23 protein-coding genes, 1 tRNA gene and 1 pseudogene are annotated in these 22,049 nt (G+C 62.5%); 10 read left to right on the top strand and 15 right to left on the bottom strand.

Annotation, left to right across the window (positions count from 1 at the left end):
- Positions 1-13: 13 nt before the first annotated feature.
- The 7 genes and pseudogenes from AAA969_RS00180 to AAA969_RS00150 all read right to left on the bottom strand — a co-directional run bounded on the left by AAA969_RS00180 (position 14) and on the right by AAA969_RS00150 (position 8,273).
- A complete protein-coding gene (locus AAA969_RS00180; protein WP_121211465.1) occupies positions 14-1,345 on the bottom strand; it encodes an APC family permease in 1,332 nt (443 codons plus the stop codon).
- A 21-nt stretch (positions 1,346-1,366) separates the two neighbouring features.
- Complete coding sequence (locus AAA969_RS00175) at positions 1,367-1,510, bottom strand: hypothetical protein (protein ID WP_170150440.1); 144 nt, start codon at positions 1,508-1,510, stop codon at positions 1,367-1,369.
- A gap of 25 nt (positions 1,511-1,535) precedes the next feature.
- Positions 1,536-1,901 (bottom strand): annotated as a pseudogene (locus AAA969_RS00170) (DUF3703 domain-containing protein); the annotation flags it as partial.
- Positions 1,902-1,958: 57 nt separating this feature from the next.
- Positions 1,959-2,312 carry a hypothetical protein gene (locus tag AAA969_RS00165; protein WP_121211462.1) on the bottom strand — a complete coding sequence of 118 codons (354 nt, stop codon included), beginning with the start codon at positions 2,310-2,312 and terminating at the stop codon, positions 1,959-1,961.
- Positions 2,313-2,666: 354 nt separating this feature from the next.
- A complete protein-coding gene (locus AAA969_RS00160; protein WP_338242306.1) occupies positions 2,667-5,804 on the bottom strand; it encodes an efflux RND transporter permease subunit in 3,138 nt (1,045 codons plus the stop codon).
- Complete coding sequence (locus AAA969_RS00155; RefSeq protein WP_323760651.1) at positions 5,788-7,020, bottom strand: efflux RND transporter periplasmic adaptor subunit; 1,233 nt, start codon at positions 7,018-7,020, stop codon at positions 5,788-5,790. Before AAA969_RS00155 ends, AAA969_RS00160 begins: the two co-directional genes overlap by 17 nt.
- Positions 7,017-8,273 carry a TolC family protein gene (locus AAA969_RS00150; RefSeq protein WP_170150439.1) on the bottom strand — a complete coding sequence of 419 codons (1,257 nt, stop codon included), beginning with the start codon at positions 8,271-8,273 and terminating at the stop codon, positions 7,017-7,019. Before AAA969_RS00150 ends, AAA969_RS00155 begins: the two co-directional genes overlap by 4 nt.
- Positions 8,274-8,504: 231 nt before the next feature.
- Here AAA969_RS00150 and AAA969_RS00145 point away from each other — a divergent pair, with 231 nt between their 5' ends.
- Together AAA969_RS00145 and lspA are read left to right on the top strand one after the other, a co-directional pair.
- Positions 8,505-8,648, top strand: a complete 144-nt coding sequence (locus tag AAA969_RS00145) for a hypothetical protein (protein WP_297736229.1) — start codon at positions 8,505-8,507, stop codon at positions 8,646-8,648.
- Positions 8,649-8,997: 349 nt separating this feature from the next.
- Positions 8,998-9,531 (top strand): signal peptidase II, encoded by a 534-nt coding sequence (gene lspA, locus AAA969_RS00140; RefSeq protein WP_338242299.1) that lies wholly within the window; start codon positions 8,998-9,000, stop codon positions 9,529-9,531.
- 4 nt (positions 9,532-9,535) lie between these two features.
- Here lspA and AAA969_RS00135 read toward each other — a convergent pair whose 3' ends face one another.
- Positions 9,536-9,982, bottom strand: a complete 447-nt coding sequence (locus AAA969_RS00135; RefSeq protein WP_297736234.1) for a MerR family transcriptional regulator — start codon at positions 9,980-9,982, stop codon at positions 9,536-9,538.
- A gap of 64 nt (positions 9,983-10,046) precedes the next feature.
- Between AAA969_RS00135 and AAA969_RS00130 the strand changes: the two genes are divergently transcribed.
- Positions 10,047-10,682, top strand: a complete 636-nt coding sequence (locus AAA969_RS00130; RefSeq protein ID WP_297736237.1) for a cation transporter — start codon at positions 10,047-10,049, stop codon at positions 10,680-10,682.
- Positions 10,682-11,236, top strand: a complete 555-nt coding sequence (locus AAA969_RS00125; RefSeq protein WP_121212537.1) for a methyltransferase family protein — start codon at positions 10,682-10,684, stop codon at positions 11,234-11,236. Before AAA969_RS00130 ends, AAA969_RS00125 begins: the two co-directional genes overlap by 1 nt.
- A gap of 46 nt (positions 11,237-11,282) precedes the next feature.
- On the opposite strand, the gene AAA969_RS00120 is transcribed toward AAA969_RS00125, so the two are convergent.
- The gene (locus tag AAA969_RS00120; protein WP_338242290.1) at positions 11,283-11,699 is read right to left on the bottom strand and encodes a MerR family transcriptional regulator; all 417 of its coding nucleotides are present in this window, start codon (positions 11,697-11,699) and stop codon (positions 11,283-11,285) included.
- Between the two features lie 70 nt (positions 11,700-11,769).
- On the opposite strand from AAA969_RS00120, the gene AAA969_RS00115 reads away from it, so the two are divergent.
- The 3 genes from AAA969_RS00115 to AAA969_RS00105 are packed head-to-tail and all read left to right on the top strand — an operon-like array spanning position 11,770 to position 12,916.
- Positions 11,770-12,132 (top strand): hypothetical protein, encoded by a 363-nt coding sequence (locus AAA969_RS00115; RefSeq protein WP_121212535.1) that lies wholly within the window; start codon positions 11,770-11,772, stop codon positions 12,130-12,132.
- 1 nt (position 12,133) lies between these two features.
- A complete protein-coding gene (locus AAA969_RS00110) occupies positions 12,134-12,658 on the top strand; it encodes a hypothetical protein (protein ID WP_338242285.1) in 525 nt (174 codons plus the stop codon).
- A 6-nt stretch (positions 12,659-12,664) separates the two neighbouring features.
- Positions 12,665-12,916, top strand: a complete 252-nt coding sequence (locus AAA969_RS00105) for a GDCCVxC domain-containing (seleno)protein (protein ID WP_338242283.1) — start codon at positions 12,665-12,667, stop codon at positions 12,914-12,916.
- A gap of 289 nt (positions 12,917-13,205) precedes the next feature.
- On the opposite strand, the gene AAA969_RS00100 is transcribed toward AAA969_RS00105, so the two are convergent.
- The 5 genes from AAA969_RS00100 to AAA969_RS00080 all read right to left on the bottom strand — a co-directional run bounded on the left by AAA969_RS00100 (position 13,206) and on the right by AAA969_RS00080 (position 15,670).
- Positions 13,206-13,282: transfer RNA gene (locus AAA969_RS00100), tRNA-Arg, on the bottom strand.
- Positions 13,283-13,379: 97 nt separating this feature from the next.
- Complete coding sequence (locus AAA969_RS00095) at positions 13,380-13,790, bottom strand: hypothetical protein (RefSeq protein WP_338242282.1); 411 nt, start codon at positions 13,788-13,790, stop codon at positions 13,380-13,382.
- The gene (locus AAA969_RS00090; RefSeq protein ID WP_338242281.1) at positions 13,787-14,092 is read right to left on the bottom strand and encodes an autorepressor SdpR family transcription factor; all 306 of its coding nucleotides are present in this window, start codon (positions 14,090-14,092) and stop codon (positions 13,787-13,789) included. The genes AAA969_RS00095 and AAA969_RS00090 overlap by 4 nt, the downstream gene beginning before the upstream one ends.
- 114 nt (positions 14,093-14,206) lie before the next feature.
- Positions 14,207-14,581, bottom strand: a complete 375-nt coding sequence (locus tag AAA969_RS00085) for a hypothetical protein (RefSeq protein WP_338242280.1) — start codon at positions 14,579-14,581, stop codon at positions 14,207-14,209.
- 126 nt (positions 14,582-14,707) lie between these two features.
- Positions 14,708-15,670, bottom strand: a complete 963-nt coding sequence (locus AAA969_RS00080) for an ABC transporter ATP-binding protein (RefSeq protein WP_338242279.1) — start codon at positions 15,668-15,670, stop codon at positions 14,708-14,710.
- Between the two features lie 91 nt (positions 15,671-15,761).
- Here AAA969_RS00080 and AAA969_RS00075 point away from each other — a divergent pair, with 91 nt between their 5' ends.
- From AAA969_RS00075 to polA, 3 genes are all read left to right on the top strand, one after another.
- Positions 15,762-15,959 (top strand): zinc-finger domain-containing protein, encoded by a 198-nt coding sequence (locus AAA969_RS00075; protein WP_338242278.1) that lies wholly within the window; start codon positions 15,762-15,764, stop codon positions 15,957-15,959.
- 70 nt (positions 15,960-16,029) lie between these two features.
- The gene (locus AAA969_RS00070) at positions 16,030-17,574 is read left to right on the top strand and encodes an SLC13 family permease (RefSeq protein ID WP_338242277.1); all 1,545 of its coding nucleotides are present in this window, start codon (positions 16,030-16,032) and stop codon (positions 17,572-17,574) included.
- A gap of 785 nt (positions 17,575-18,359) precedes the next feature.
- The gene (polA, locus tag AAA969_RS00065; RefSeq protein ID WP_338242276.1) at positions 18,360-21,146 is read left to right on the top strand and encodes a DNA polymerase I; all 2,787 of its coding nucleotides are present in this window, start codon (positions 18,360-18,362) and stop codon (positions 21,144-21,146) included.
- A 41-nt stretch (positions 21,147-21,187) separates the two neighbouring features.
- On the opposite strand, the gene AAA969_RS00060 is transcribed toward polA, so the two are convergent.
- A complete protein-coding gene (locus AAA969_RS00060) occupies positions 21,188-22,045 on the bottom strand; it encodes a CPBP family intramembrane glutamic endopeptidase (RefSeq protein ID WP_338242274.1) in 858 nt (285 codons plus the stop codon).
- Between the last annotated feature and the right edge of the window lie 4 nt (positions 22,046-22,049).

Here is a 22,049-nt window from a genome sequence, read left to right as displayed (position 1 = left end):
TGATCCGGGAGGCTCACGTTCCGCTCTGCTCGGCAGCTGCCGTCCGGACCCAATGAGACAGATAGATGCGTTCGAACGCGAAAACGGCAGCGATCGAAATCACAGCGATCAGAACAATCAACGGGTCCTGCTGCAGTTTGAGACCGGTAAACGCCATCAGAACCACAGCATCCAGCCCCAGAGCGATCAGTAGAATGACACCGGACGCGCCAATTTCCACACGGCGGAATTTCCACACACCGAAATGAACGGCCATGTCCATGACCAGATAGAAGAAGGCGCCGAGTGACGCGATCCGGCCCAGATCAAAGAACACCGCCAGCACGGACGCGATAACGACCGTGTATACCAAGGTGTGGCGCTGGATCGGCCCAGGCATTCCGAAATGCCTGTGTGGAATCATTTTCATATCGGTCAACATGGCCAGCATGCGAGAGACGGCAAATACACTGGCGAGCACGGCCGAAGCAGTCGCCACCGCCGCGAGCAATACCGTAAGATAAAACCCGAAACGCCCGAGCGCCGGCTCGGCGGCTTCTGCCAGCGCGAAATCCCGTGCCGCCACAATCCTATCCAGTGGCAAGCTGGACCCGACACCGAATGCCACGAGTAGGTAGAGCAGGACACACACCAGGATCGACGCCATGATAGCGCGTCCGACATTACGATGCGGTTCGGTGATTTCCGCGCCGCTATTCGTGATGGTGGTGAACCCCTTGAAGGCGAGAATGGCTAGCGCTACTGACGCGACGAATCCGAGCAGTCCGCTCGCGCCCTCATCACCAGCTGCGCTAGCGGCAAACCCGATTCCACTGGACCAGAGCGCCGCGATCCCAAACGCGGCAATCCCGCCGATCTTGAGCAGGGCCATGAACATCGAGAACAGTCCGATGGACCGATTGCCCGAAATGTTGATCAGAAAGGCAAATCCGATGACGCTGACCGCCAGGACGGGCACCAGCGGACCTCCCGACACATCGAAACCTCGCAGGACGTAAGTCGCAAAAGTCCGCGCCACCAAGCTTTCCGCGATCACCATGCTCAACGCCATAAGGAGAGCCGCGCCGGCTGCAATCGCTCCCGACCCGTAGCACTTCTCCAAGATCATGGCGACGCCGCCAGAGGACGGCCACGCATTGGACATTTTGATATAGCTATAGGCACTGAATCCCGTGATCACAGCGCCGATGATGAACGCCAGCGGGAAAAGGCGGCCAGCCAGCTCTGCCACCTGACCAGTCAGCGCAAAAATGCCGGCGCCGATCATCACGCCTGTTCCCATCGCAACAGCACCGGGAAGCGAGATGGAGCCAGCGTTGTAATGCGTTTGTTTGTGCTCAGTCATGACACCCTCGCGGCAACAGCTTCAACCAAGCGGCCACGATCTCTCCTGTGGGTCAAGCTGATGGCAATAAGCCAACACCATGTGGCTGGAAATATCGGCGCGTACTGGCAGATAAAGCTCAGGGCTGCGGGAAGTGATCGTTTGGTTTTCCGTCGCCTTGTCCATCCCGCGCTCTCCGGTTCAGTCCACGTCAACGATTCAGGACGATAAAAGCCGAAGCCGCGAGGAGGGCGAGTACAGGGCCCCTACCGATGACACCACGGGCTACCGAGTAGTTCTGCAGCAACGCCTCGAGGTCTTTCGGGATCGCCATTGGCTTGATAGCGAGAACGCCTGCCCCTCCGGTGTTGCCCTTGGGGACCCATCCGAAGACGTAGCCCGGTATCACGGCCACGAGCCGCACAACCTGTCCGCGATTTTCCTGCCGGTTGGACCGGCGGATACCGAGCTTCAGCATCCACCAGTGCGCGGACAAGTGTTTGAGAAAATAGCGTTGGCCGAGAATGTGGACCCGCTCAAAATGGCAGAACGCCAGTTCGTCCTCAAGGAGAGCATAAGCAGCGCGCGCGGTTCATTTCTTCGGCCCAGGCCGATGTCAGACTACGGCTCATGATCACACTTCGGCCAAATCGAACAGGGAGCATGATGCCGAGACAGAGAATTTCGGCACCTGTGAAGCAACAGCGGAACAATTGAACTCATTCAATTCACCAACAGGTTCCACGAGGGCACGGTGAGGGAGGTAGATGCATCGTTCAAGCTTAATCTCAACGTTGCTCGTAACCTCTTTGGACTCATCGCTACCGTCGAATATAGTGGCATCAACCAGCACGCTGCGGCGGCGGCTCGCAGAATTGAGCCGCCGGGGCAACAATACGTGCACACATTGCAGATTGACCTGCGAGCGCCGTCTCTCGCAGGTGCCGCCTTGGCCGTCGTCACTCTCGCGCAGAGTTTCGTTGAACATCGTCGTCCTCCTTGACCGACAGATTGTGACGCCCCGCGCAGCTTCTCGGTAAAACTGTGAAACGCATCGGCGACCAGGACGCGGACAGCTGGCTAGAGGCTGCCCAGGCTTCGGGCCACGGTCAGCAGGCCTTTTCCCGATTGGCAGCAAACGCCCGACTCTCGCCGGACTGCATTTCGGCTCCAAGCTCGTCATGGTCCGGTGGCATCGGGCTACTCCTTGGCGAAATCTGGAACAACCTAATTCCTCTAGCGACTACAGGGCCAACACCGGCGTCGGCGCGGGGTGGGATTGGAACTGGTAGTGAGCCCCCGGACCGGGGCGGCGATCCGAGGGCCCGAACGCGAGTCCAAGCTAGGTCTGCTCCTCCTGTTCCGGCAGCACCGGCCGCGGCGCAAACCATTTGTAGACGGCCGGCAGGACCAGCAGCGTCAGGACGGTCGACGTCACCAGTCCGCCGATGACCACCGCCGCCAGGGGACGCTGCACCTCCGAACCGATCCCGCTGGCAAACAGGAGCGGCATCAGGCCGAGCCCGGTCGTCGTGGCAGTCATCAGCACCGGTTGGGCCCGCATCACGGCGGCCTCGACGCTGAAGGCGTCGACATCCCGCCGCGTCCGCGCAAAGCGGTCGAGGAAGGAGACCAGCACCATGCCATTGCCCAGGGCGATGCCGAACAGGGCAATGAAGCCGACCGAGGCCGGCACAGACAGGTTCTGGCCGGTCAGCCAGAGCGCTGCGATGCCGCCGACCAGGGCGAGCGGGATGTTGGCCACGATCAGCAGGGCGCTTTTCAGGCGGCCGAAGCTGAACAGGAGCAGTAGCATCACGATGCCCAGCGTGACCGGGATGACCACGGCGAAGCGGGCATTGGCCTGCTGCTGCAGTTCGAACTGACCGCCCCATTCGACGTAGTAGCCGGATGGCAGGTCAACTCCAGCGGCAACGGCTTGCTGCCCTTCGGTCACGAAGGAGCCGATGTCGCGGCCGCGGACATTGGTCTGGATGGTGATGAAGCGCCGCCCGTTCTCGCGGGTCACCTGGCGCGGCCCCTCGATCCGTTCCACGTTCGCCACCTGGCTCAGCGGGATCAGTTCGCCGCCCGGCCCGGTCAGGACGATACGGCCGATGCGCTCCGCATTGGCGCGATCGGCCTCGGGATAGCGCACGACGATATCGAACCGCCGAATGCCCTCGAAGACCTGCCCGGCGGTTTCACCACCGACTGCACTGCGCACGACCGACAGAACGTCCTCGACGTTGAGCCCGAAGCGGCTCATCGCGTCGCGATCGACCGTGATGCGCAATTGCGGCGCTCCGGTCACCTGGTCGGTCTGGACGTCCGCCGACCCGTCGATGCCGCGGATCACGCGGGCGATCTCCGCCGCTTCCCGTTCCAGCACCGCCATGTCCTCGCCGAACAGTTTGATCGCGAGGTCCGCCTTGGTGCCGGTGAGCAGTTCGTCCGTCGCGGCCGCGATCGGCTGGGTGATGTTGAACCGTGCTCCGGGGAAGTCCTCGAAGCGCTCGCTCATGCGAGCCAGGAGGTCCGCCTGCGTGCGCGCCGTCGTCCATTCCGATCTCGGCCTCAAGGCAACGAAGGCTTCGCCGCTGTTGACCGGATCGGCATGAGCGCCGACTTCGCCGCGGCCGACCCGTGTCACCACGCGCTCGACCTCCGGAAAATCGTCGAGCAGGGTCTGCTCGAACCGGGTGACCGTATTGCGGGCCTCCGGCAGGCTGATGGAGGGCGCCATCGTCAAACGGATCAGCAGATCGCCCTCATTCATGCGCGGTGTGAATTCCGAGCCGAGGCGCGGAAAGATCAGCGCGCCCGCCGCCAGCATGACGCCGGCGAGCAGGACGGCCGCCCAGCGCCGCGCCACGAAGAAGCCGACCGCCGGACCAAACCAGCGGGCATAGAGTCCGCCGCCTTGCGCACGGGCCGACCTTGGCCGCAGACCGAGAAAGGCAGCGGCCGGCGCCAGAAGGACGGCGAAGACCAGCGAACCCGCCATGGCAAAGACAACGGCAAATGCAAGCGGCCGGAACGTTTTCCCCTCGACGCCATCGAGCGTGAGAATCGGCAGGAAGACGACCACGACGATGAGGATGGCAAAAACCAGCGGCTGCAGCACCTCGGCGCAGGCTTGTGCCACCACATTGCGCCGGTTTGCCTCAGCTTCGGCCTCACGCAGGCGGCGATTAGCGTTCTCCACCATGACCACCGCCCCGTCGACCATCATGCCGATAGCGATCGCGATCCCGCCCAGCGACATCAGATTCGCCGAAACGTTGAAGAGACGCATCGCGATCAGGGCAAAGCCGACCGAGAATGGGATGGACGCCACCACAATCAGGCTCGGCCGCCAGCCGCGCAGGAAGGCGAACAGGATGACGGCAACCAGCAGGGCCCCCTGCCAGAGTGCCGTCGTCATGGTCGAGACGGCGGCACCGACCAGTTCGGACTGGTCGTAATAGGGCACGGCCTCGACACCTTCGGGCAGGGTTTCGTTGATGCGGTCCAGCCGGTCGTGAACGCGGCCGATCACTTCATTGGTATTGGCCCCGATCAGCTTGAGCACCAGCCCGGCGACAATCTCGCCCTGGCCGTTCATCGTAGCCAGGCCTTGGCGGGGTGCGCCGCCGATCCCGATCCCGGCGATATCCCGAACGCGCACCGGCACGCCATCGACGACCTTGACGACGATATCGCCCAAATCGTGCTCGCCTTCGGCCAGGCCGACCGCCCGTACCGTATATTGTTCGGAATTCTCGACCAGGAACTGCGCCCCGGCATTGGCATTATTGGCCCCGACGGCCGCCACCACGTCCGCAACGGTGAGGTCGTAGCGCAGGAGCGCGTCCGGCCGCACCTCGATCTGGTATTGCCGTTCGAACCCGCCCAGCGAGAGAACCTCCGTCACGCCGCGTACGGTTTGCAGGTCGAACTTCACCAGCCAGTCTTGGATGGTGCGCAGTTCGACACCGTTCAGGGCGCCATCGGCGCTGTCGAGGAAATAGAAGAGGATCTGTCCGAGCCCGGTGGTGATCGGCCCCATGGCGGGTTCGCCGAAACCGTCGGGTATGTCCTCGCGTGCCAGCCGGAGACGTTCGCCGACAAGCTGGCGGGCCCAGTAAATATCGGTCCCGTCCTCGAAATAGATATTCACCACCGACAGGCCAAAATTCGAGGTGGAGCGGACCTCCGTCAGCCGCGGCAGCCCGTTCATGGCCGTCTCGACCGGGAAGGTGACGTAGCGCTCCACCTCTTCGGGGGCGAGGCCTTCGGTTTCGGTGAAGACCTGCACCAGGGCGGGCGTGACGTCGGGGAAAGCGTCAACCGGCATGGTCCGGAAGGTGACGCCGCCCGCTACGATGACCGCGATGAAGCCGAGCACCGCCAGGAGGCGTCCGCCGGCGAGGCGATGCAGGAGCCGCGTGGCCGCCCCTTGGTATTCCGGGGAGGTGTTGTCAGTGGGCGTGTCCATCTTCGAACTCCCCTTTTTGCAGTTCCGATTTCAGAGCGAAGGCGCCGGCGGTTGCGATACGTTCGCCCGGCTCGACCCCTGCGAGGATTTCCGCAAAGCGGTCAGAGCGCCGTCCGATGCGGACCGGACGAACTTCGAAACCGTGATCGGTACGTACGAAGACCGCATCGGCGCCGTCGATCGTCTGCAGCGCACTGGCCGGCACACGGGTGCTGGCTCGGGCGGCGAGCGCCTCGGCGTGAACCGTGACGAACATGCCCGGACGCAAGCGCTCGCCGGCATTGTCGAGCACGATCCGTGCCCGGCCCGTGCGAGTGCTTTCGCCGAGCTGGGGGCTGACGAAGGCGATCTCGCTGACGATTTCGGGGCCGCCGTCGCCCGGATCGATCCGGACGGGACTTCCGGCCCGCAGCTGGTCGAGATCGGCACCGTAGATGGCCGCATCGACCCAGACCGTGGACGTATCGGCAATGATAAAGGCCGGCGGCTGCGCGCCTTCCTCGATCACCTCGCCCAGCACGGCGTGGCGCTCGATGACGATTCCGGAGATCGGTGCCGCGAGCGCGTAGCGTGTCAGGGGCTGATCGGTTCCCGAGGCAAGGGTGGCGCGCGCCGCCTCGTCAACGCCCAGCGCCTCCAATTGCTGGCGGGCGCTGCGCACCTCGATGCGCGATTCCTCCAACGCCTGGCGGGCGTCGAGGAAATCCTGTTCCGCCGAAATCTGCTGCTCCCACAGCCGCCTCTCGCGCTCGAACCGCGATTGGTTGAGGTCGAGGCGGGCCAGGGCGGACAGGTATCCGGCCTTGGCGTCCGCCAGGGCGCGACTGTCGAGCACGGCGAGGAGCTGGCCGGTTTCGACCGCGTCACCCTCGGTGACATGGACGGCATGAACGATACCGGATACCCGCGGCGAGACATGGGCCAGACGCGTTTGGTCAAACCTGACCTCGGCGGGCAATTCCACCTCGCCATCCACGGGGCCAGAATCGACCGCGTCAACCGTAATGCCGAGCGCGGCGATATCGTCGTCGGACAGCTCTATGATTCCGACTTCATCGGCGTGATTGTCCTCTGCATGCCCGGTGTCAGTCGCGTTGTCATGGGCATCTGCGCCTACTGGAGCCTCGTGCGCGGACACTTGAGCGGGCGGGCCCGAACAAGCAGCCAGGAGGGAAAATGCCGCCGTGCCGGCGAGCAGTGTTCTGGTCATTGTCATGGGTTTGCCTCCGCGCCGGCAACGCCGGCGAGCTGTTTCAGGCGAGGTGCTCCGAAGAGCACGTCAAGTTCGATGGCCGAGCGAGCGAGTTCTGCCCGGGCCTCAATCGCCTGGATGCGTGTGTCGAAGTAAGTGCGCTGGACGTCCAGCAGATCGAGAAGCTGCAGCGCGCCCTCGCGATAGGCGAGACTGGTACGGGAGAAGGCGTTCTCAGCGGCAGGCAGCACGTGTCCGCTCAATGCTGCATAACGCTGCTGCGCGTCGCTCCACCGACGGTAGGCGGCTGCATGTCGCGCCAGCAATTGCCGCCGCAGAGCCTCCTCGTCCAGTCGGGCCCCGGTCTCGCGCGCCGCGGCTGCGGCGATCGCGCCCTGATTCCGGTCGATCACCGGGATCGGCATTTCGACCATGGCGAGATACGCCGTCTCGCTATCGCTGCCATAGCGCCTAATCCCGGCACCGACCGTGATATCCGGGATGGCTTCGGCCCGTTCCCTGGCAATCTCTTCGCTTCGTGCCCGGGATGTCTGCTGGGCCACCGCCAGATCCGGATTGCGCCGCATCATCGCCTCCGGCGTCAGTGCCGACAGTTCCGGGTTGTTCACAAGCACGGACGGGGGCGCGACCTCGCCCGCCGCCGCGCCGCCCCACATCGCGGCCAGCGCAAGACCTGCACGCCGCGCCTCGGTCAACGCCGATGCCGCCTCGATGCCGGCCGTGGCGGCCAGAATATCGGCCCGGTCGAGATTGATCGGCGAGGACCGCCCCGCCTCGACGCGCTGGCGTATGGCCGAAGCGGCAGCTTCCGCGAGATCCTGGAGCTCCGCCCTGACGCGGGCGGTTTCCTGGGCGGCACGGGCGTCTACGAATGCCGTGGCCGCTTCGCCCAGAAGGCCGGCAATCTCGGCGTTCAGCCTTGCTGTCTCGACACCGGCCCAGGCCTCGGCCGCCTCACGGGCGCGGCGACGGTCGCCGCCCAGCGGGATGGTCTGGCGCACGGCGACGGTGAGGTCGCCATCTCCTATACCGCCGCGATCACCGCCAAAGCCTTCGAGTTCTGCCTCGAAGGAGGGATTGTCCCACAGCCCAGCTTGAAGGGCGTCGCCGTGTCGGGCGGTCACCTCAGCGCGCAACGAAGCGATATGCGGGTTGGAATGTACGGCGCGTTGCAGGGCCGAGGAGAGTTCAAGCGGACCATTCTGCGAGACCGGCTGTGCCAGCACCGCGGACGCGATGAGAGCGCTGCAAGCCATGCCTGCAACCCCTCGACCCGGCCAATTCGGCCGGGGAGATTTGTCTGAATACATTCAGTTTTTCCAGTTGTCTGAAGAGAACGAGGGGTTCGAACGCTCTCGTCAGGCAATCGGCGGCTGGTATGGCGGCGCCTGCGCTCGGCCCGTACCGGATTCGTGGGAAAGGCGATAGGAGACCCGACCGGCCGGCGCACTCAGGTGCGGCGCGCCCGTTTTGGCCGGCATCGCATGATGGCAAACCCCACAGGCATGGACGGGGTGCTGCGCATGACGGTGATTGCTCTCACCGGAATCGTCCTCGGCGCGGTCCTCATGGCCCTGATGGTGGTCGTACCCTGGCACAGCGGCTTCCACCACCTCTCCCGAGAAGGATAGGACAGTCAGGAGAGCCAGCAATGTGCGCAGCAAGTTTAGCACCAACACCTCCGGTTCGACAGTTCCTACAGAGAAGCGCCGTGTCGATCAACTCTCAAGCAATTGGAACAGTCTAATCCATCTAGCGGCTGGAGGTTCAACCTAATCGTCTGTGCCTTGTCAAACGAGCCGAAGGGCTCAGATCAGATGATCGACTGCCATTTTCGGTAGTGATGCAAACGACCGATGGGCGCCGATCTAGTCTCTCGACCTGATGGCGTGACTAGCTGGCTGAAGACAAATGTGGAAATGTCGGGCTATTCGGCATGACACTTCCACCGCCGTGTAACCCGCCAAGATTGCTGTTTTCATGTCAATTTTTAAGTCGAAATTTCTTGATCGCACCGCGTCCAGCCTAAGCCAAATTCGCGGCGACCAACTGGTAATGTTGCCAATTCTGATCGCGTCCGATCTTCTTGCGAAATTCAAAGTTGAACAAATTCTCACCGAGGTTGGCGCGTCGATCCCGATCTTCCCTGGGTTCAACTTTACCTTAGGCCGCAATCGGGGGGTTAGCTTCGGAATCCTGGATAGTTCGCATTGGGTTGCGCCCTATCTGCTTTCAAGTTTCGCCATCGTCTTGGTTGTTTTTGCATTGAGCTGGGCCGCACGGCAAAGCTCCAAACTCATCAACTTCGCCGGCATTCTGTTTGCGGCGGGCGGGTTGGCAAATGCGATCGATAGGCTTGGCGATGGAGCCGTAACAGATTATTTGGATTTTGGATGGCAGGCGCTCCGCTGGCCCACATTCAATTTGGCCGACATTCTTATCTTCATTGGCGTAGTTCTGTTACTGATCGCATGGAGGAATGGGTCTCAGAATTTGGAAGGCGGCGAGCAATAGTCAACTATTGCTCTTTGAGAGCCTTTGATTTGTGATCCGACAGGCATTTGGAGTGATCGAAGAGGCTTGTGACGATTTCACAAGAGCCGACTTTGCCACCGGCGCAGCCGTCGATCATGCGCATAAGTTCGCTTTCGAGCACACGAAGCTGCTCGATGCGTTTTTGCGTTTCAACTAGATGATGCCGCGCAAGTTCGTCCGCCTTGGCACAATCTGTGCCAGGGTTCTCCTGAAGATCGATCAGGTCTCGAATGGCTTCGACGGTAAAACCTAGATCACGCGCATGTCGGATAAAGCCGAGCAAGTCCACCGAGGCTTGCCCGTAGACGCGCCGTCCGCTTTCAACCCGCCTCGGTTCTGGCATTAGGCCGACGCTCTCGTAATACCGGATCGTCGTCACTTTGACGCCTGACGTTTCTGCCGCTTGGCCGATGGTGAATTCTTTTTGCATTTTTCTCTTGCTTCTACAGTCGCTGTAGAAATTAGACTCCATCTTAAACGTAGGAGTCAAGAAAATGAGTTGTTGCCCAAGCGACCAAAAGTTCGATGGATCATCGGTCGCGTACAGACGCGCCCTGTGGGCCGTCATTTTTATCAATCTTGTGATGTTCGTCGTCGAAATCTCGGCAGGCTTCGCTTCAGGTTCGCAATCGCTGAAAGCCGATGCCCTGGATTTCGCAGGCGATACGATGACCTACACAATCAGCCTTCTGGTCATTGGCTCCGCTCTCGCGGTTCGAGCCAAAGCCGCTCTCTTCAAAGGTGGCCTTTTGTTCGCGATCGCGATTGCCGTGCTGAGCATGACACTGCTCCGCGCATTCTCTGGCGAGCCGCCAGTCGCAGAGACCATGGGCATTGTCGGGTTCGCGGCACTACTCGCCAACGCTATCAGCGTGCTGATCCTTCTCAAATGGAGAGACGGTGACGCAAACGTCCGTTCGGTTTGGCTTTGCTCTCGTAATGACGCTATCGGCAATGTCGGCGTCATGATCGCCGGTGGCCTCGTTGCCCTGACAGGGTCAGCCTGGCCGGATCTCATTCTCGCGTTTGTGCTCGCCGGCATATTCACCCGCTCGGCTTGGTCCATCTGCTCGCAGGCTCTCTCAGAGCTTCGCGACCACGCAGCAGTCGCCAACACAGGAGAAGCGTAATGTCCCCTTTGCTCACCGGTGTCGTCGCTTATGTTCTCATAACGGCCGCTCTCTCGATCCCATTCATGTTTCGAGCGCGGTCTGAGTTTCGACAGCAAGGTAAATGGTCGCCGCTGACCGCTGCCTTCTCGGGCCTCATCATGCACGGGCACTTCCTCGCCACGATCGCTCTCGCCTGGCTCGATCGTGGCAGTTTGTTCGCGTCGAACATGATCTCGCTGGCGATCGGGGGAGGGCTCTTCCTTGGTGGCGCTTACGTCATTTTCCTTGGCCGCTACGCCTATGGTTCACAGAAGCGGGTTTACGGCTTGCTCGAAGATGAGTTGATCCAACACGGTATCTATAAGCGCACACGCAATCCCCAGTATGTCGGCTACAGCGGCATGTTTCTCGGTGCTGCCATCGCGGCCGGATCCGGACTCGCACTGTTTTCCGCATTGGCCTTCATCGCGATCATCCACGTGTTCATCACTTGGGTAGAGGAGCCGCACATTCGCAGAACCTTCGGAGATACGTTTGATCAGTATGCGCGCAAGGTCGGTCGGTATTGGTAGCGGAGCGTAGATCCTCGAATCCTGATCGCGAATTCTACATCAGGCGTTAGTTTAGAGTCTTGCTCGGTGCCTTTAGTGACAGGACGAGCGCACAGTCCGGCGTGTCTGTGCGCTGGCACTGGCTCGTGATCTCTTCCAGAGACGCTGCGAGCTGCCTGAGATCGGCGACCTTGCGATGGATTTGGGACAGATGCATCTCGGCAATCCCTGCAACCTGTTTGCAGGAAAAGGTCTGCTTCTCCGTCATGGTAAGAAGCTCCCTGACTTCCGCGAGAGCAAATCCCAACTGTCTTAGCTGAAGTGCAAACCGCAGGCGCTCGACGTCCGCCTGCGAAAACAGCCTGTGGCCAGCGTCGGAGCGCGCCGATGCGGCGACCAGATCGATGCTCTCATAGTATCGGATCGTCTCGATGTTGCTGTCCAACAGCTTCGCGACGGCGCCTCGTTTAAGCGGTCCCTTCATCGGGTCAACCAGTCCCCATGCAAATTTCTCTTGATCCTGTAGTTACTACAGGGGCTACCATTCTGCAGTTATGAGATCGACCCAGAAAAACCTTATCCCTTCATCCTTCGTATCTGGCAGCGGGGCAGTCAGCGGCTTTCTCGCTTTTGTCGGCGCGTCCTGCTGCGTGGTTCCGATCCTACTTGTTCAACTTGGTGTCGCCTCCGGCTTGGTTGCAAAGCTCGGTTTCTTTGCACGCTGGCAGGATTGGTTCGCTTGGGGGGCGACCGGCATGCTCGCGTTCTCGCTGACGCTGGCGTTGTGGCGCGGAAGCCCGGGCCGGATATTCTGGATATGGTGGATTGTTGGCGCGGTATTTCTCGCCGTGTCGCTCATCCTGCCGAACTACGAGATGCGATTGCAAAGCTGGTTATTGGACTGGCTCCGAGCTTGATATGGCCAAACCTTCGCCGACCTATCAGTTTCGCGACGGAGGAACGATTCCGCCGCCCGGGCCTATCGGTCGTCTCTCACGCCTGATTTTCGGCGCAGGCGCAATCTATTGGGCGGCCCAATTGTTTCGCTTCGGCGAGATGGATGCCTTGACCAATGCATGGGTGATCGGGTTCACGGCGTTTGCTGTCCACTTGGTCCCATACACGCTGAACATTGGACTGGGTTTTCGGTTGGGGTTTTGGCCTCGACTGCTGGCAGCGGGCTTGTTGATCGGCGCCGCGGTTGTCGGCTGGCGATCATCCGGCGACTGGATCCATTCACATCTATGGTCGACCGCCTATTGGCTCAATATCTATGTCTATCTCCGCCTTGGTGGTTCATTTTTCCTGGCTGCTCTCTTCGGAACGCCCGGCTGCGAAATGCGCGCAATACCGATATTGATCGGCCGGATAGCAGGGCATAAAACCCGCGATCACGAATGTCCCGGGCCGGTGGTGCAATTGATCAATGGGAGCGTTCTTTAAAGTCCGATGGCTGATATCCAACTCAAATCAACCCTCACCTGTCCCCATTGTAGCGGCGTACACGCCGACTTGGAGATGCCGACGAACGCCTGCCAGTTCTTCTGGGACTGTCCGTCATGCAGCACGCTGCTGAAACCGAAGCCGGGCGATTGCTGCGTCTTCTGCTCCTTTGGAACCGTACCGTGCCCGCCTATTCAGGAGGGCGATGCGTGCTGTGCAGCAGGGTGGCCTCCCCGCGCTCGTCGGCTTGGGTGTTAGAGTACGGCACATCATGCGCTTTGTGCGGTGAACCGGACAATTCAGACATCCGCCGAATACAGAACTCAGCCGACAGGTTATGACCCCTCCTAAGCCAAAGCGGATGCTAGGTGTTGGCAAGAAGTCAATGCGGCCAAATGATCGTACAGCAGATCAGGGCTGTCGACCTTGTCGTGGCCCTTTTGAACACACAAACGATCCACTTGGATCATGAACCCCGACGCTTTCCAGCTTGGTTTGTCCAAGCTTCTTGGACTTTGTCCAACGACTTGTGACGTCCAACAAGAAATGGCGCACCCAAGAGGATTCGAACCTCTGACCTCTGCCTTCGGAGGGCAGCGCTCTATCCAGCTGAGCTATGGGTGCGTTGAACGCGAACCCATAGCCGATGCCGCAGGTCCGCGCAACGCGGCTGTACGCCTGGTGTTCAGCGACGGACGCCCGCCGCCGGAGCCCTGACAGCTCAGCCCTGGTCCGGCGTTTCGCGCTGAACCACGACGGCGTAGGCAACACGGGCCAATCCGGCGGCGACCGCCACCATGACCGCGACCATGGAGAGCGTGTTCGCCAGCTCCAGCGGCGCCAGGAGCCAGGCGCCGGCATGGACAAGACCGCCCATGACGAGTGCCAGGCCAAAGAAGCGGCGGGCCGCCATCAGGGCCGGTTTTCCGTCGCGGGCCGGATCGGCCTCGGACGGGCGCTTGCCGGTGGCATTGCCGAACAGCACCAGGATCAGACCGATCATGACCTGGACAACGCGGTCCGGCATGTCCGGACCGACCCAGTTGAAATCAGCCAGCAGTGACAGTCCGTAGGCGGTGATCAGGAGGACGGCGGCGAGGGCGATCGAGCCCTTGAGGGAGCGGGTGATCATGGCAATTCCTTTTCTTCTGTCGGCCCCTTGGCGGCAGGGCGAGCGCCGAGCCCGAAGGCTCCGGCGAAACCAAGCAGCGCCTCTTCCAGCACCGAGACATTGAGATGGTAGATGACCGATTTCCCGGCCTTTTCGGTCGAGACGAGGCCGGCCGCCCTGAGCACGTTGAAATGGGCGGACATGGTCGGCCGCGAGACCGGAAAGGCCGCGGCAAGATCGCCAGCGGACAGTGGCCCGGCTTTCAGCATGTGCAGGACTTCCCGGCGGGTCGGGTCGGACAGGGCTTTGAAAACATCACTCATGAAGCGACATTTAGCTAATTATCTAATTGATGTCAAATCCAACCCGACAGAAAACGCCCCGGACGCTCGCTGGAGCGCTATCCGGGGCGCGGTTCGGATCTGTGAAAGGGGCCGTCAGCCGGGATCGATATCACCGACATCATCATCCATGTCGTTGGAATTCCGACGACCGCCAAGGTCATCACCATCCGTGTCATCACGGCGACGGCGATCCCCCTTGTGCTGGGAATAGCCGGTCAGGCCGACACCCCAGTCGCGATCAAAGCCATCAACCCCGCGATTGCGGAAGCGGGCCTTGGGGCCGGGTCGCATGATCCAGCCGAACAGCCAGATCGCAGCCCCCGCACTGAGCAGGATAAGGACAAGGGAGAAACCGGCGCCCAGCTCGCCTTGCGGCTGCAGGAAGATGCCGAAGAACCAGGCCAGGGCGACAAAGAGCGGCGCGCTCACCGTGATGGCGAAAAACTTCCGGATAGAACGCATCGACATGTCAGCCTCCCGTGTTCGGCAATCGGCCCTCCTTTGGCCGACCTCAGAATGCCCGCCAATCATGCCCAAAAAGGGGCAGGAGACCGGGGACAGACGATCCAGCCGTCCCGGCTGACAGGCCGGCGGTCATGACGCATCCTGACGGTTATAGGTGAGCGCCAGGAAGACGTCCTCGAGATCGGCTTCCTCGGTGCGCAGATCTGCGATCCGGCCGCCGGCCGCGTTGAATTTCTCGATCATCCCGGCCACCGATTGCTGACCATGACGGTAGGTGATCGCCAGCGCCCCGTCGGACCGGATCTCGGCGTCGTATTCGGCCAGCTCGGCGGGGACCTCGGTGAGCGGCTCGGCCGGTTCGATCACCAGCGTCTTCCCGTCCATCCGCTTGAGCAGGGTTTCAGTCGGCTCGCAGGCAATCACCTGGCCATGATCGATGATGGCGATCTGGTCGCACAGCTCCTGCGCCTCCTCCAGGTAATGCGTCGTCAGCACGATCGTGGTGCCGCGGGCATGCAGCTCACGAACATAATCCCAGAGCTGACGCCGCAGCTCGATATCGACCCCGGCAGTCGGTTCGTCGAGGACCAGGACGGGCGGGGTATGAACCATGGCCTTGGCGACCAGCAGCCGCCGTTTCATGCCGCCCGAGAGCTGGCGGACATAGGCGTCGCGCTTGTCGCTGAGGCCAACCGCCTCGAGCAATTCATCGGTTCGCCGCTCGGCCTTGCGCACGCCATAGAAACCGGCCATCAGCTCCAGCGTCTCATGCGGCGTGAAGAAGACGTCCATGTTGATTTCCTGCGGCACGACCCCGATCGCCGCCCGTGCGGCCCGGCTGTCCTGATCGATGTCGATGCCCCAGGTCTTCGCGGTGCCGCCGGTCTTCTTCACCAGGCCGGCGAAGATATTGATGAAGGTCGACTTGCCCGCCCCGTTCGGCCCCAGCAGGCCGAAGATCGAACCGCGTGGCACTTTCAGGTCGACGCCCTTGAGCGCCTCCTTCGGCGCGGCGAGCTTGGAGCCGCGATAGGTCTTCTTCAGACCGGTGGCTTCGAGGGCGAAATCGGGGAGATCGGAGCTGTCGGACATGTCGCCTCGGAATTGACGGATGAGGGCCAAAGGCCATAATAAGGTGCCATACCTAGGGACCGTCTTTCGTCCTGTCCATGAGGGCTTGTCCATGGCCGATGCTGCCAACACCATTCCGCCGTCCGAAATCATTGTCACCGACCAGCACCGCATGGCCTGCGATGGCGGTGGCGGAGCGCTCGGCCATCCCCGCGTCTATCTGGAAATGGGCCAGGATGATTTCGTGGAATGCCCCTATTGCGACCGCCGCTTCGTGAAGTCCGGCTCGTCGGAAGACCCGAACGCCTGACACCACCCGCCTGACTGACCCTCGGGTCCCGAACAGACGGCTGGGGAGGCGTTCTGTGCCAGACACTGAAGTGCCAGACACAAACGCGCCAGACACCGCGACCCCGCCCGCCGGCGGCGGCAAGTCTCCGTCCCAGATCATCGGCCTGCTGACCGGTCTGGCTCTGGCCATCGGCCTGCAGTTTGTACCGCTGCCCGAGGGGCTGAGCCGGGAAGCCTGGATGCTGGCCTCGCTGGCCCTGCTGATGGCCGCCTGGTGGGCGACCGAAGCCATCCCGATTGCCGCCACGGCGCTGATCCCGATGGCGCTCTTCCCGCTCTTCGGCATCACCTCGACCGGCGCCGCGACCAGCCCCTATGCCAGCCCGATCGTGATGCTGCTGCTGGGCGGCTTCATCGTCGCCCTGTCGATCGAGCGCTGGAACCTGCACACCCGGATCGCGCTCAATATCGTCAGCGGGTTCGGCGGACGCCCGGCGGCCCTCATTCTCGGCTTCATGCTGGCCTCGGCCATCCTGTCGATGTGGATTTCCAATACGGCGACCACGTTGATGATGATCCCGATCGCGCTGCGGGTGGCCCAGGAAGTCGAGCGCGAAGGCGCATCGTCGAGATTCTTCGCCCCGGCACTGGCCCTCGGCGTCGCCTATGCAGCCTCGATCGGCGGCATGGCGACCCCGGTCGGCACCCCGACCAATCTGATCGGTATCGGCTATCTGCAAAACGAGTTCGACATCGCGATCGACTTTGCCAGCTGGATGGGGATCGGTCTGCCCATCGTGGCGATCCTGATCCCCGTCGCCTGGTTCATCCTGACCCGCCTCGCCTTCAGGCTGGACGGCGGCGGCGACAGCCAGGCGGCCCGGGAACTGGTGCATCGCGAGCTCGTCAAGCTCGGACGGATGACGCGGCCGGAATGGCGTGTCGCCCTGCTGTTCGGCACCGTCGCCCTGTTGTGGATGGGCCGGGTCCTGCCTGGCGAACTGATCGGCCAGCCGGGCACCGAATGGGGCTGGAACCCCCTGCTCGCCTGGCTCGGAACCACGCTCGACCTGCCGATCACCCTGGCCCTTGGCAATACCCAGATCGCGGTCCTCGGCGCGCTCGCCACCTTCCTCGTCCCGGCCGGTGATCGCGGGACCCGCCAGGGCGAAATGCTGATGAACTGGGAGGGCCTGGCCCGCCTGCCCTGGAATGTCATCATCCTGTTCGGCGGCGGCCTGTCGCTGGCGGAAGCCCTGTCCTCGACCGGGCTGGCCGACTGGCTGGGCGGGCAACTCGGCTTCCTCGCCGACATGCCGATCCCCGTCCTGCTGTTGATCTTTGTCGCCACCGTCGTCTTCCTGACCGAGCTGACCTCGAATGTCGCCACCACCACCGCCTTCCTGCCCGTTCTCGGCGTGATCGCGCTCGAAGCCGGCGTACCTCCGCAGGACCTCGTGGTTCCGGTCGCGATCGCCGCCTCGACCGCCTTCATGCTGCCCGTCGCCACGGCACCCAATGCCATCGTCTATGCCTCCGGGGCGGTGACGCAGCTGCAGATGATGAAAGCCGGCGTCCGCATCAATTTCGCGGCCATCGCCATCATCGTTGCCCTGTCTGTCCTGCTGGGCTGACACAGGCCGAAAGGCGCCACGGCGTGACCGCCTGGCGTTTTGGGCAAAGAGGGTGTGCGGGATACCGGCCGGAGCCGATAAAGCGCTGATTTAATAACGGTAGCCCAGACAAGCATCCCGCACGCGGAGATTTCCCGGGTTGCCTTCCAGCCCCCGAATCGAAATCAGCAGGATCAGGGCGGTCAATCGTTGTGCCGCGAGTCCTGCCGATGGCCGCACCGGGTCTGGCGGTGGTCAACTCCACCAAACCGGATGCGCTCCGCTATCCCCAAACCCCCGGATAACCGGTCCGGGCCTCAAGATGGCTTGGGAACGGGAGGATTATGCAATGGCGCCAACGGGGGGCGGATAAGTTTTTGGGTTCAAGACGCTTTCCCTCTCCCTTGGGAGAGAGTCAGGGTGAGGGATAAATCCCGGTTCCAGCAGGAAGAATCCCCCTCATCCGCGCTGCGCGCACCTTCTCCCAAGGGAGAAGGAAAGTGGGGCAAGGCGGGAATAAAGGCACAAAACCGTGTCAGAACCCATCACATTTTTCCCGGCCGCAGCCCCGCAAGAGCGGGGTGGAGCACCGGGACCGACTGGCCTGCCCGCCAACGATGAGGCTCCTGTCGGTCCCGGATGGCGATCCGCGCCTCCGGGAAAATGCGCATGGGTGATGGGACGCGCGCTGAGGCCTCGCCCCATCCAATCCTCACCGCACTCCCCCCATGACCCCGGCGCATCGCCGCGCTAGTCTCCGCCGCAACTGATTTGCCTGCCTGACAGACCGCCCGGAGACACAGCCCATGGCCACGACCAAACCCGTCGACGAGACCAGCCACGTCTATCTGATCGACGGCTCGGGCTATATTTTCCGGGCCTATCATGCGTTGCCGCCCCTGACCCGGACCGACGGGACGCCGGTCGGGGCGGTGCAGGGCTTTTGCAACATGTTGTGGAAACTGCTGGAAGATCTGAAGGGCGAGGACCAGCCCTCGCACCTGGCGGTGATCTTCGATCATTCCGGCAAGACCTTCCGCAATGAGCTCTATGACCAGTACAAGGCGCACCGGCCGCCGGCGCCGGAAGACCTGGTGCCGCAATTCTCCATCATCCGCGACGCCACGCGGGCCTTCGGCACGCCGTGTATCGAGCTGGAGAATTTCGAGGCCGACGACATTATCGCCACCTATGCCCGCCAGGCCGAGGCGCTGGGCGCGGATGTCACCATCGTCTCCTCGGACAAGGATCTGATGCAATTGGTGACCGACAAGGTCTCCATGTTCGACGCCATGAAGAACAAGCGCATCCAGGCGCCCGAAGTGATGGAAAAGTTCGGGGTCGGGCCGGACAAGGTGATCGATATCCAGTCGCTGGCCGGCGACAGCGTCGACAATGTGCCCGGCGTGCCGGGGATCGGGATCAAGACCGCGGCCCTGTTGATCAATGAATACGGCGATCTCGACACGCTGCTGGAACGGGCCGGCGAGATCAAGCAGAAGGGCCGCCGCGAGAAACTGCTGGCCCATGCCGAGGACGCCCGCATCTCGCGCGACCTGGTGACGCTGCGGCTCGACGCGCCGATGCCGGAGAAGCTCGAAGCCTTCGGCCTGTCCGAGCCGGATCCGGACGTGCTCGTGCCCTTCCTGCGCGAGATGGAATTCCGCTCCTTCACGCGCAAGGTCGAGGAGGCGCTGGGCGGACCGCCGGCCGACGAGACCGGCGACGCGACCGCGCCGATCAATCGCGATGCCTATGAGTGCGTCACCACCCTGGCGGACCTCGAGCGCTGGATCGCCAAATGCCATGAGGCCGGCCAGATCGCGGTCGATACCGAAACCGATGCCCTGTCTTCGACGGCGTCCGGCCTGGTCGGTATCTCGCTGGCCACAGCGCCGGGCGAGGCCTGCTATATCCCGCTCGCCCATGTCGATCCGCAGGGCACGGGCGACATGTTCGATACCGGCGTCGCGCCCGAGCAGATCCCGATCGATCAGGCCCTGAAAGCGCTGAAGCCGCTGCTGGAAGACCTGACCGTCCTCAAGATCGGCCAGAACTTCAAATATGATCTCGGCGTGCTGTCGCGCTATGGCATCGATGTCGCGCCCTATGACGACACCATGCTGATCTCCTACGTCATGGACGCCGGCCTGCACGGGCATGGCATGGATGCGCTGGCCGAGCTGCATCTCGGCCATCCCTGCATCCCCTTCAAGGAGATTTGCGGCACCGGCAAGAACCAGATCACTTTCGACAAGGTGCCGCTCGACAAGGCGACGCTATACGCCGCCGAGGATGCCGACATCACCCTGCGGCTCTGGGAAATCCTCAAACCGGCCATGGTCGCCAAGAAGATGGCGACCGTCTACGAGACGCTGGAACGGCCGATGGCCGATGTGCTGTCGAAGATGGAGCGGGTCGGCATCAAGGTCGATCCGGACCAATTGAACCGCCTGTCCTCGGACTTCGCCCAGAAGATGGCCGCCGCCGAGGCCGAGGCCCATGAGGCCGCCGGTCGTGACTTCAACGTGGCATCGCCCAAGCAGATCGGCGACATCCTGTTCGGCGAAATGGGCCTGCCGGGGGGCAAGAAGACCAAGACCGGGGCCTGGTCGACCGACGCCGCCGTGCTCGACCAGCTCGCCGCCGAGGGCCACGCCCTGCCGGTCGCGCTGCTGGAGTACCGGCAATACGCCAAGCTGAAATCGACCTATTCCGACAGCCTCTTCGCCCACATCAATCGTGACACCAAGCGGGTCCACACCTCCTTCTCGCTGGCGGCGACAACGACCGGACGCCTGTCCTCGACCGAGCCCAATCTGCAGAATATCCCGATCCGCACCGAGGCCGGCCGTCAGATCCGCGAAGCCTTCATCGCCGAGCCGGGTCATGTCCTGGTCGCCGCCGACTATTCCCAGATCGAGCTGCGCCTGCTGGCCCATATCGCCGGCGTCGAGAGCCTGAAACAGGCCTTCCGCGAGGGCGCCGACATCCACGCCATGACCGCCTCGGAAGTCTTCGGCGTGCCGATCGAGGGCATGGATCCGATGGTCCGCCGCAAGGCCAAGGCGATCAATTTCGGGGTGATCTACGGCATTTCGGCCTTCGGCCTCGCCAATCAGATCGGCGTCAAGCGGGAAGAGGCCAAGGCCTTCATCGACGCCTATTTCGAGAAATTCCCCGGCATCCGCGCCTATATGGATGAGACCAAGGCCAAAGCCGCCTTGACCGGCTATGTCGAGACCATCTTCGGTCGCCGCGCCCATTTCCCGGGCATTCGCGACAAGAACCCGAACATGCGCATGTTCGCCGAACGCCAGGCCATCAATGCCCCCATCCAGGGCTCAGCCGCCGACGTCATCCGCCGCGCCATGATCCGCATGGACGACGCCCTGCGCGCCGCCAATCTCGACGCGAAAATGCTCCTCCAGGTCCACGATGAACTGGTCTTCGAAGTGCCGGAGAACCAGGCTGACGATTTGATCGGGCTGGCGTCAAAGGTGATGGGCGAGGCTTGTACGCCGGCGTTGGAACTGAGCGTTCCGCTGGTTGTCGATGCGAAGGCGGGGATGACCTGGGGTGAGGCTCACTAAAGTCCAGAGGGATGCGGCCTTTGCGTCCCACCGGCAACCGCTCAGCCGTCATCCTCAGTCGGCCGCCGCTTCAGCTCACCCCGCCGCCAGCAATCCGCCAGGAAGAAGCCGGTCACGATGATGACCATTGCGACAATCGGCCAGGAGTCTTCCGGACCAGCCAGGCCTCCGGTCAGCCAGTCCGGACCGGTGAGGTCGGTCTGCAACGGCGCCATGGCGCGCCAGTCCTCCTGACCGGTCAGCGGCAGGCCGGTGGCGAAGATCGAGTAGTTCCATGCGGCGTGGTTGAGGCCGACCGCCCAGACATTGCCGGTCCGGACATAGACGAGTGACCAGAATATCCCGATGGCGAGACCGGCGATGAGCGGTGTCCAGCCACCCCAATTGTCGTTGAAGATGTGCAGGGCCGAGAAGATCAGGCTGGGGATCAGGAGCGCCGGCCAGATCCCGAAATGACGCCAGACAATGGCAAACAAGACACCCCGGAAGACGATCTCCTCGAACATGGCCGCGGCGAGGATGGTAAGGCCGACGCCGAGCATGCCGCCGGGCCCGGCGACCGCGACCAGTGTATAGGCGCCTGTCAGGTAGAGCAGGACCAGCGGCAGTCCGATCATCAGTGCGCCGGCAGCGATCCAGAACGCAATGGTCTTGGGCGCAAAGCCCAGCTCGGTCGCGGGCCGACGTTCTGCCAGCCGCACATAGGCCCAGAACCCGACCACGAAGGCGACCAGCATCAGGCCGCGACGGATCAGGGAAAGATGCTCGTCGCTAGGGTCGAATGTCAGGGCGATCAGCGGCACGACACCCAGCCGCACTGCCGCGCCTGTGACCACGAGTGCGAGGATGGCAAGGCCGAGCCCAATCAGGACATTGAGATAGGGTTTCAGGCGGGACATGATT

The organism is Maricaulis maris (assembly GCF_036322705.1).
Classification (GTDB): Bacteria; Pseudomonadota; Alphaproteobacteria; order Caulobacterales; family Maricaulaceae; genus Maricaulis; species Maricaulis maris_B.
The sequence above is the reverse complement of the archived record's forward strand: the minus strand, read 5'-3'. Positions and strand labels throughout refer to the sequence as shown.

What these genes read in the sequence shown, in the direction of transcription:
- AAA969_RS00180 (WP_121211465.1), bottom strand. Translation starts at nt 1,345, where the DNA reads ATGACTGAGCACAAACAAACGCATTACAACGCTGGCTCCATCTCGCTT.
- AAA969_RS00175 (WP_170150440.1), bottom strand. Translation starts at nt 1,510, where the DNA reads ATGGACAAGGCGACGGAAAACCAAACGATCACTTCCCGCAGCCCTGAG.
- AAA969_RS00165 (WP_121211462.1), bottom strand. Translation starts at nt 2,312, where the DNA reads ATGTTCAACGAAACTCTGCGCGAGAGTGACGACGGCCAAGGCGGCACC.
- AAA969_RS00160 (WP_338242306.1), bottom strand. Translation starts at nt 5,804, where the DNA reads ATGGACACGCCCACTGACAACACCTCCCCGGAATACCAAGGGGCGGCC.
- AAA969_RS00155 (WP_323760651.1), bottom strand. Translation starts at nt 7,020, where the DNA reads ATGACAATGACCAGAACACTGCTCGCCGGCACGGCGGCATTTTCCCTC.
- AAA969_RS00150 (WP_170150439.1), bottom strand. Translation starts at nt 8,273, where the DNA reads ATGGCTTGCAGCGCTCTCATCGCGTCCGCGGTGCTGGCACAGCCGGTC.
- AAA969_RS00145 (WP_297736229.1), top strand. Translation starts at nt 8,505, where the DNA reads ATGGCAAACCCCACAGGCATGGACGGGGTGCTGCGCATGACGGTGATT.
- lspA (WP_338242299.1), top strand. Translation starts at nt 8,998, where the DNA reads ATGTCAATTTTTAAGTCGAAATTTCTTGATCGCACCGCGTCCAGCCTA.
- AAA969_RS00135 (WP_297736234.1), bottom strand. Translation starts at nt 9,982, where the DNA reads ATGCAAAAAGAATTCACCATCGGCCAAGCGGCAGAAACGTCAGGCGTC.
- AAA969_RS00130 (WP_297736237.1), top strand. Translation starts at nt 10,047, where the DNA reads ATGAGTTGTTGCCCAAGCGACCAAAAGTTCGATGGATCATCGGTCGCG.
- AAA969_RS00125 (WP_121212537.1), top strand. Translation starts at nt 10,682, where the DNA reads ATGTCCCCTTTGCTCACCGGTGTCGTCGCTTATGTTCTCATAACGGCC.
- AAA969_RS00120 (WP_338242290.1), bottom strand. Translation starts at nt 11,699, where the DNA reads ATGAAGGGACCGCTTAAACGAGGCGCCGTCGCGAAGCTGTTGGACAGC.
- AAA969_RS00115 (WP_121212535.1), top strand. Translation starts at nt 11,770, where the DNA reads ATGAGATCGACCCAGAAAAACCTTATCCCTTCATCCTTCGTATCTGGC.
- AAA969_RS00110 (WP_338242285.1), top strand. Translation starts at nt 12,134, where the DNA reads ATGGCCAAACCTTCGCCGACCTATCAGTTTCGCGACGGAGGAACGATT.
- AAA969_RS00105 (WP_338242283.1), top strand. Translation starts at nt 12,665, where the DNA reads ATGGCTGATATCCAACTCAAATCAACCCTCACCTGTCCCCATTGTAGC.
- AAA969_RS00095 (WP_338242282.1), bottom strand. Translation starts at nt 13,790, where the DNA reads ATGATCACCCGCTCCCTCAAGGGCTCGATCGCCCTCGCCGCCGTCCTC.
- AAA969_RS00090 (WP_338242281.1), bottom strand. Translation starts at nt 14,092, where the DNA reads ATGAGTGATGTTTTCAAAGCCCTGTCCGACCCGACCCGCCGGGAAGTC.
- AAA969_RS00085 (WP_338242280.1), bottom strand. Translation starts at nt 14,581, where the DNA reads ATGTCGATGCGTTCTATCCGGAAGTTTTTCGCCATCACGGTGAGCGCG.
- AAA969_RS00080 (WP_338242279.1), bottom strand. Translation starts at nt 15,670, where the DNA reads ATGTCCGACAGCTCCGATCTCCCCGATTTCGCCCTCGAAGCCACCGGT.
- AAA969_RS00075 (WP_338242278.1), top strand. Translation starts at nt 15,762, where the DNA reads ATGGCCGATGCTGCCAACACCATTCCGCCGTCCGAAATCATTGTCACC.
- polA (WP_338242276.1), top strand. Translation starts at nt 18,360, where the DNA reads ATGGCCACGACCAAACCCGTCGACGAGACCAGCCACGTCTATCTGATC.
- AAA969_RS00060 (WP_338242274.1), bottom strand. Translation starts at nt 22,045, where the DNA reads ATGTCCCGCCTGAAACCCTATCTCAATGTCCTGATTGGGCTCGGCCTT.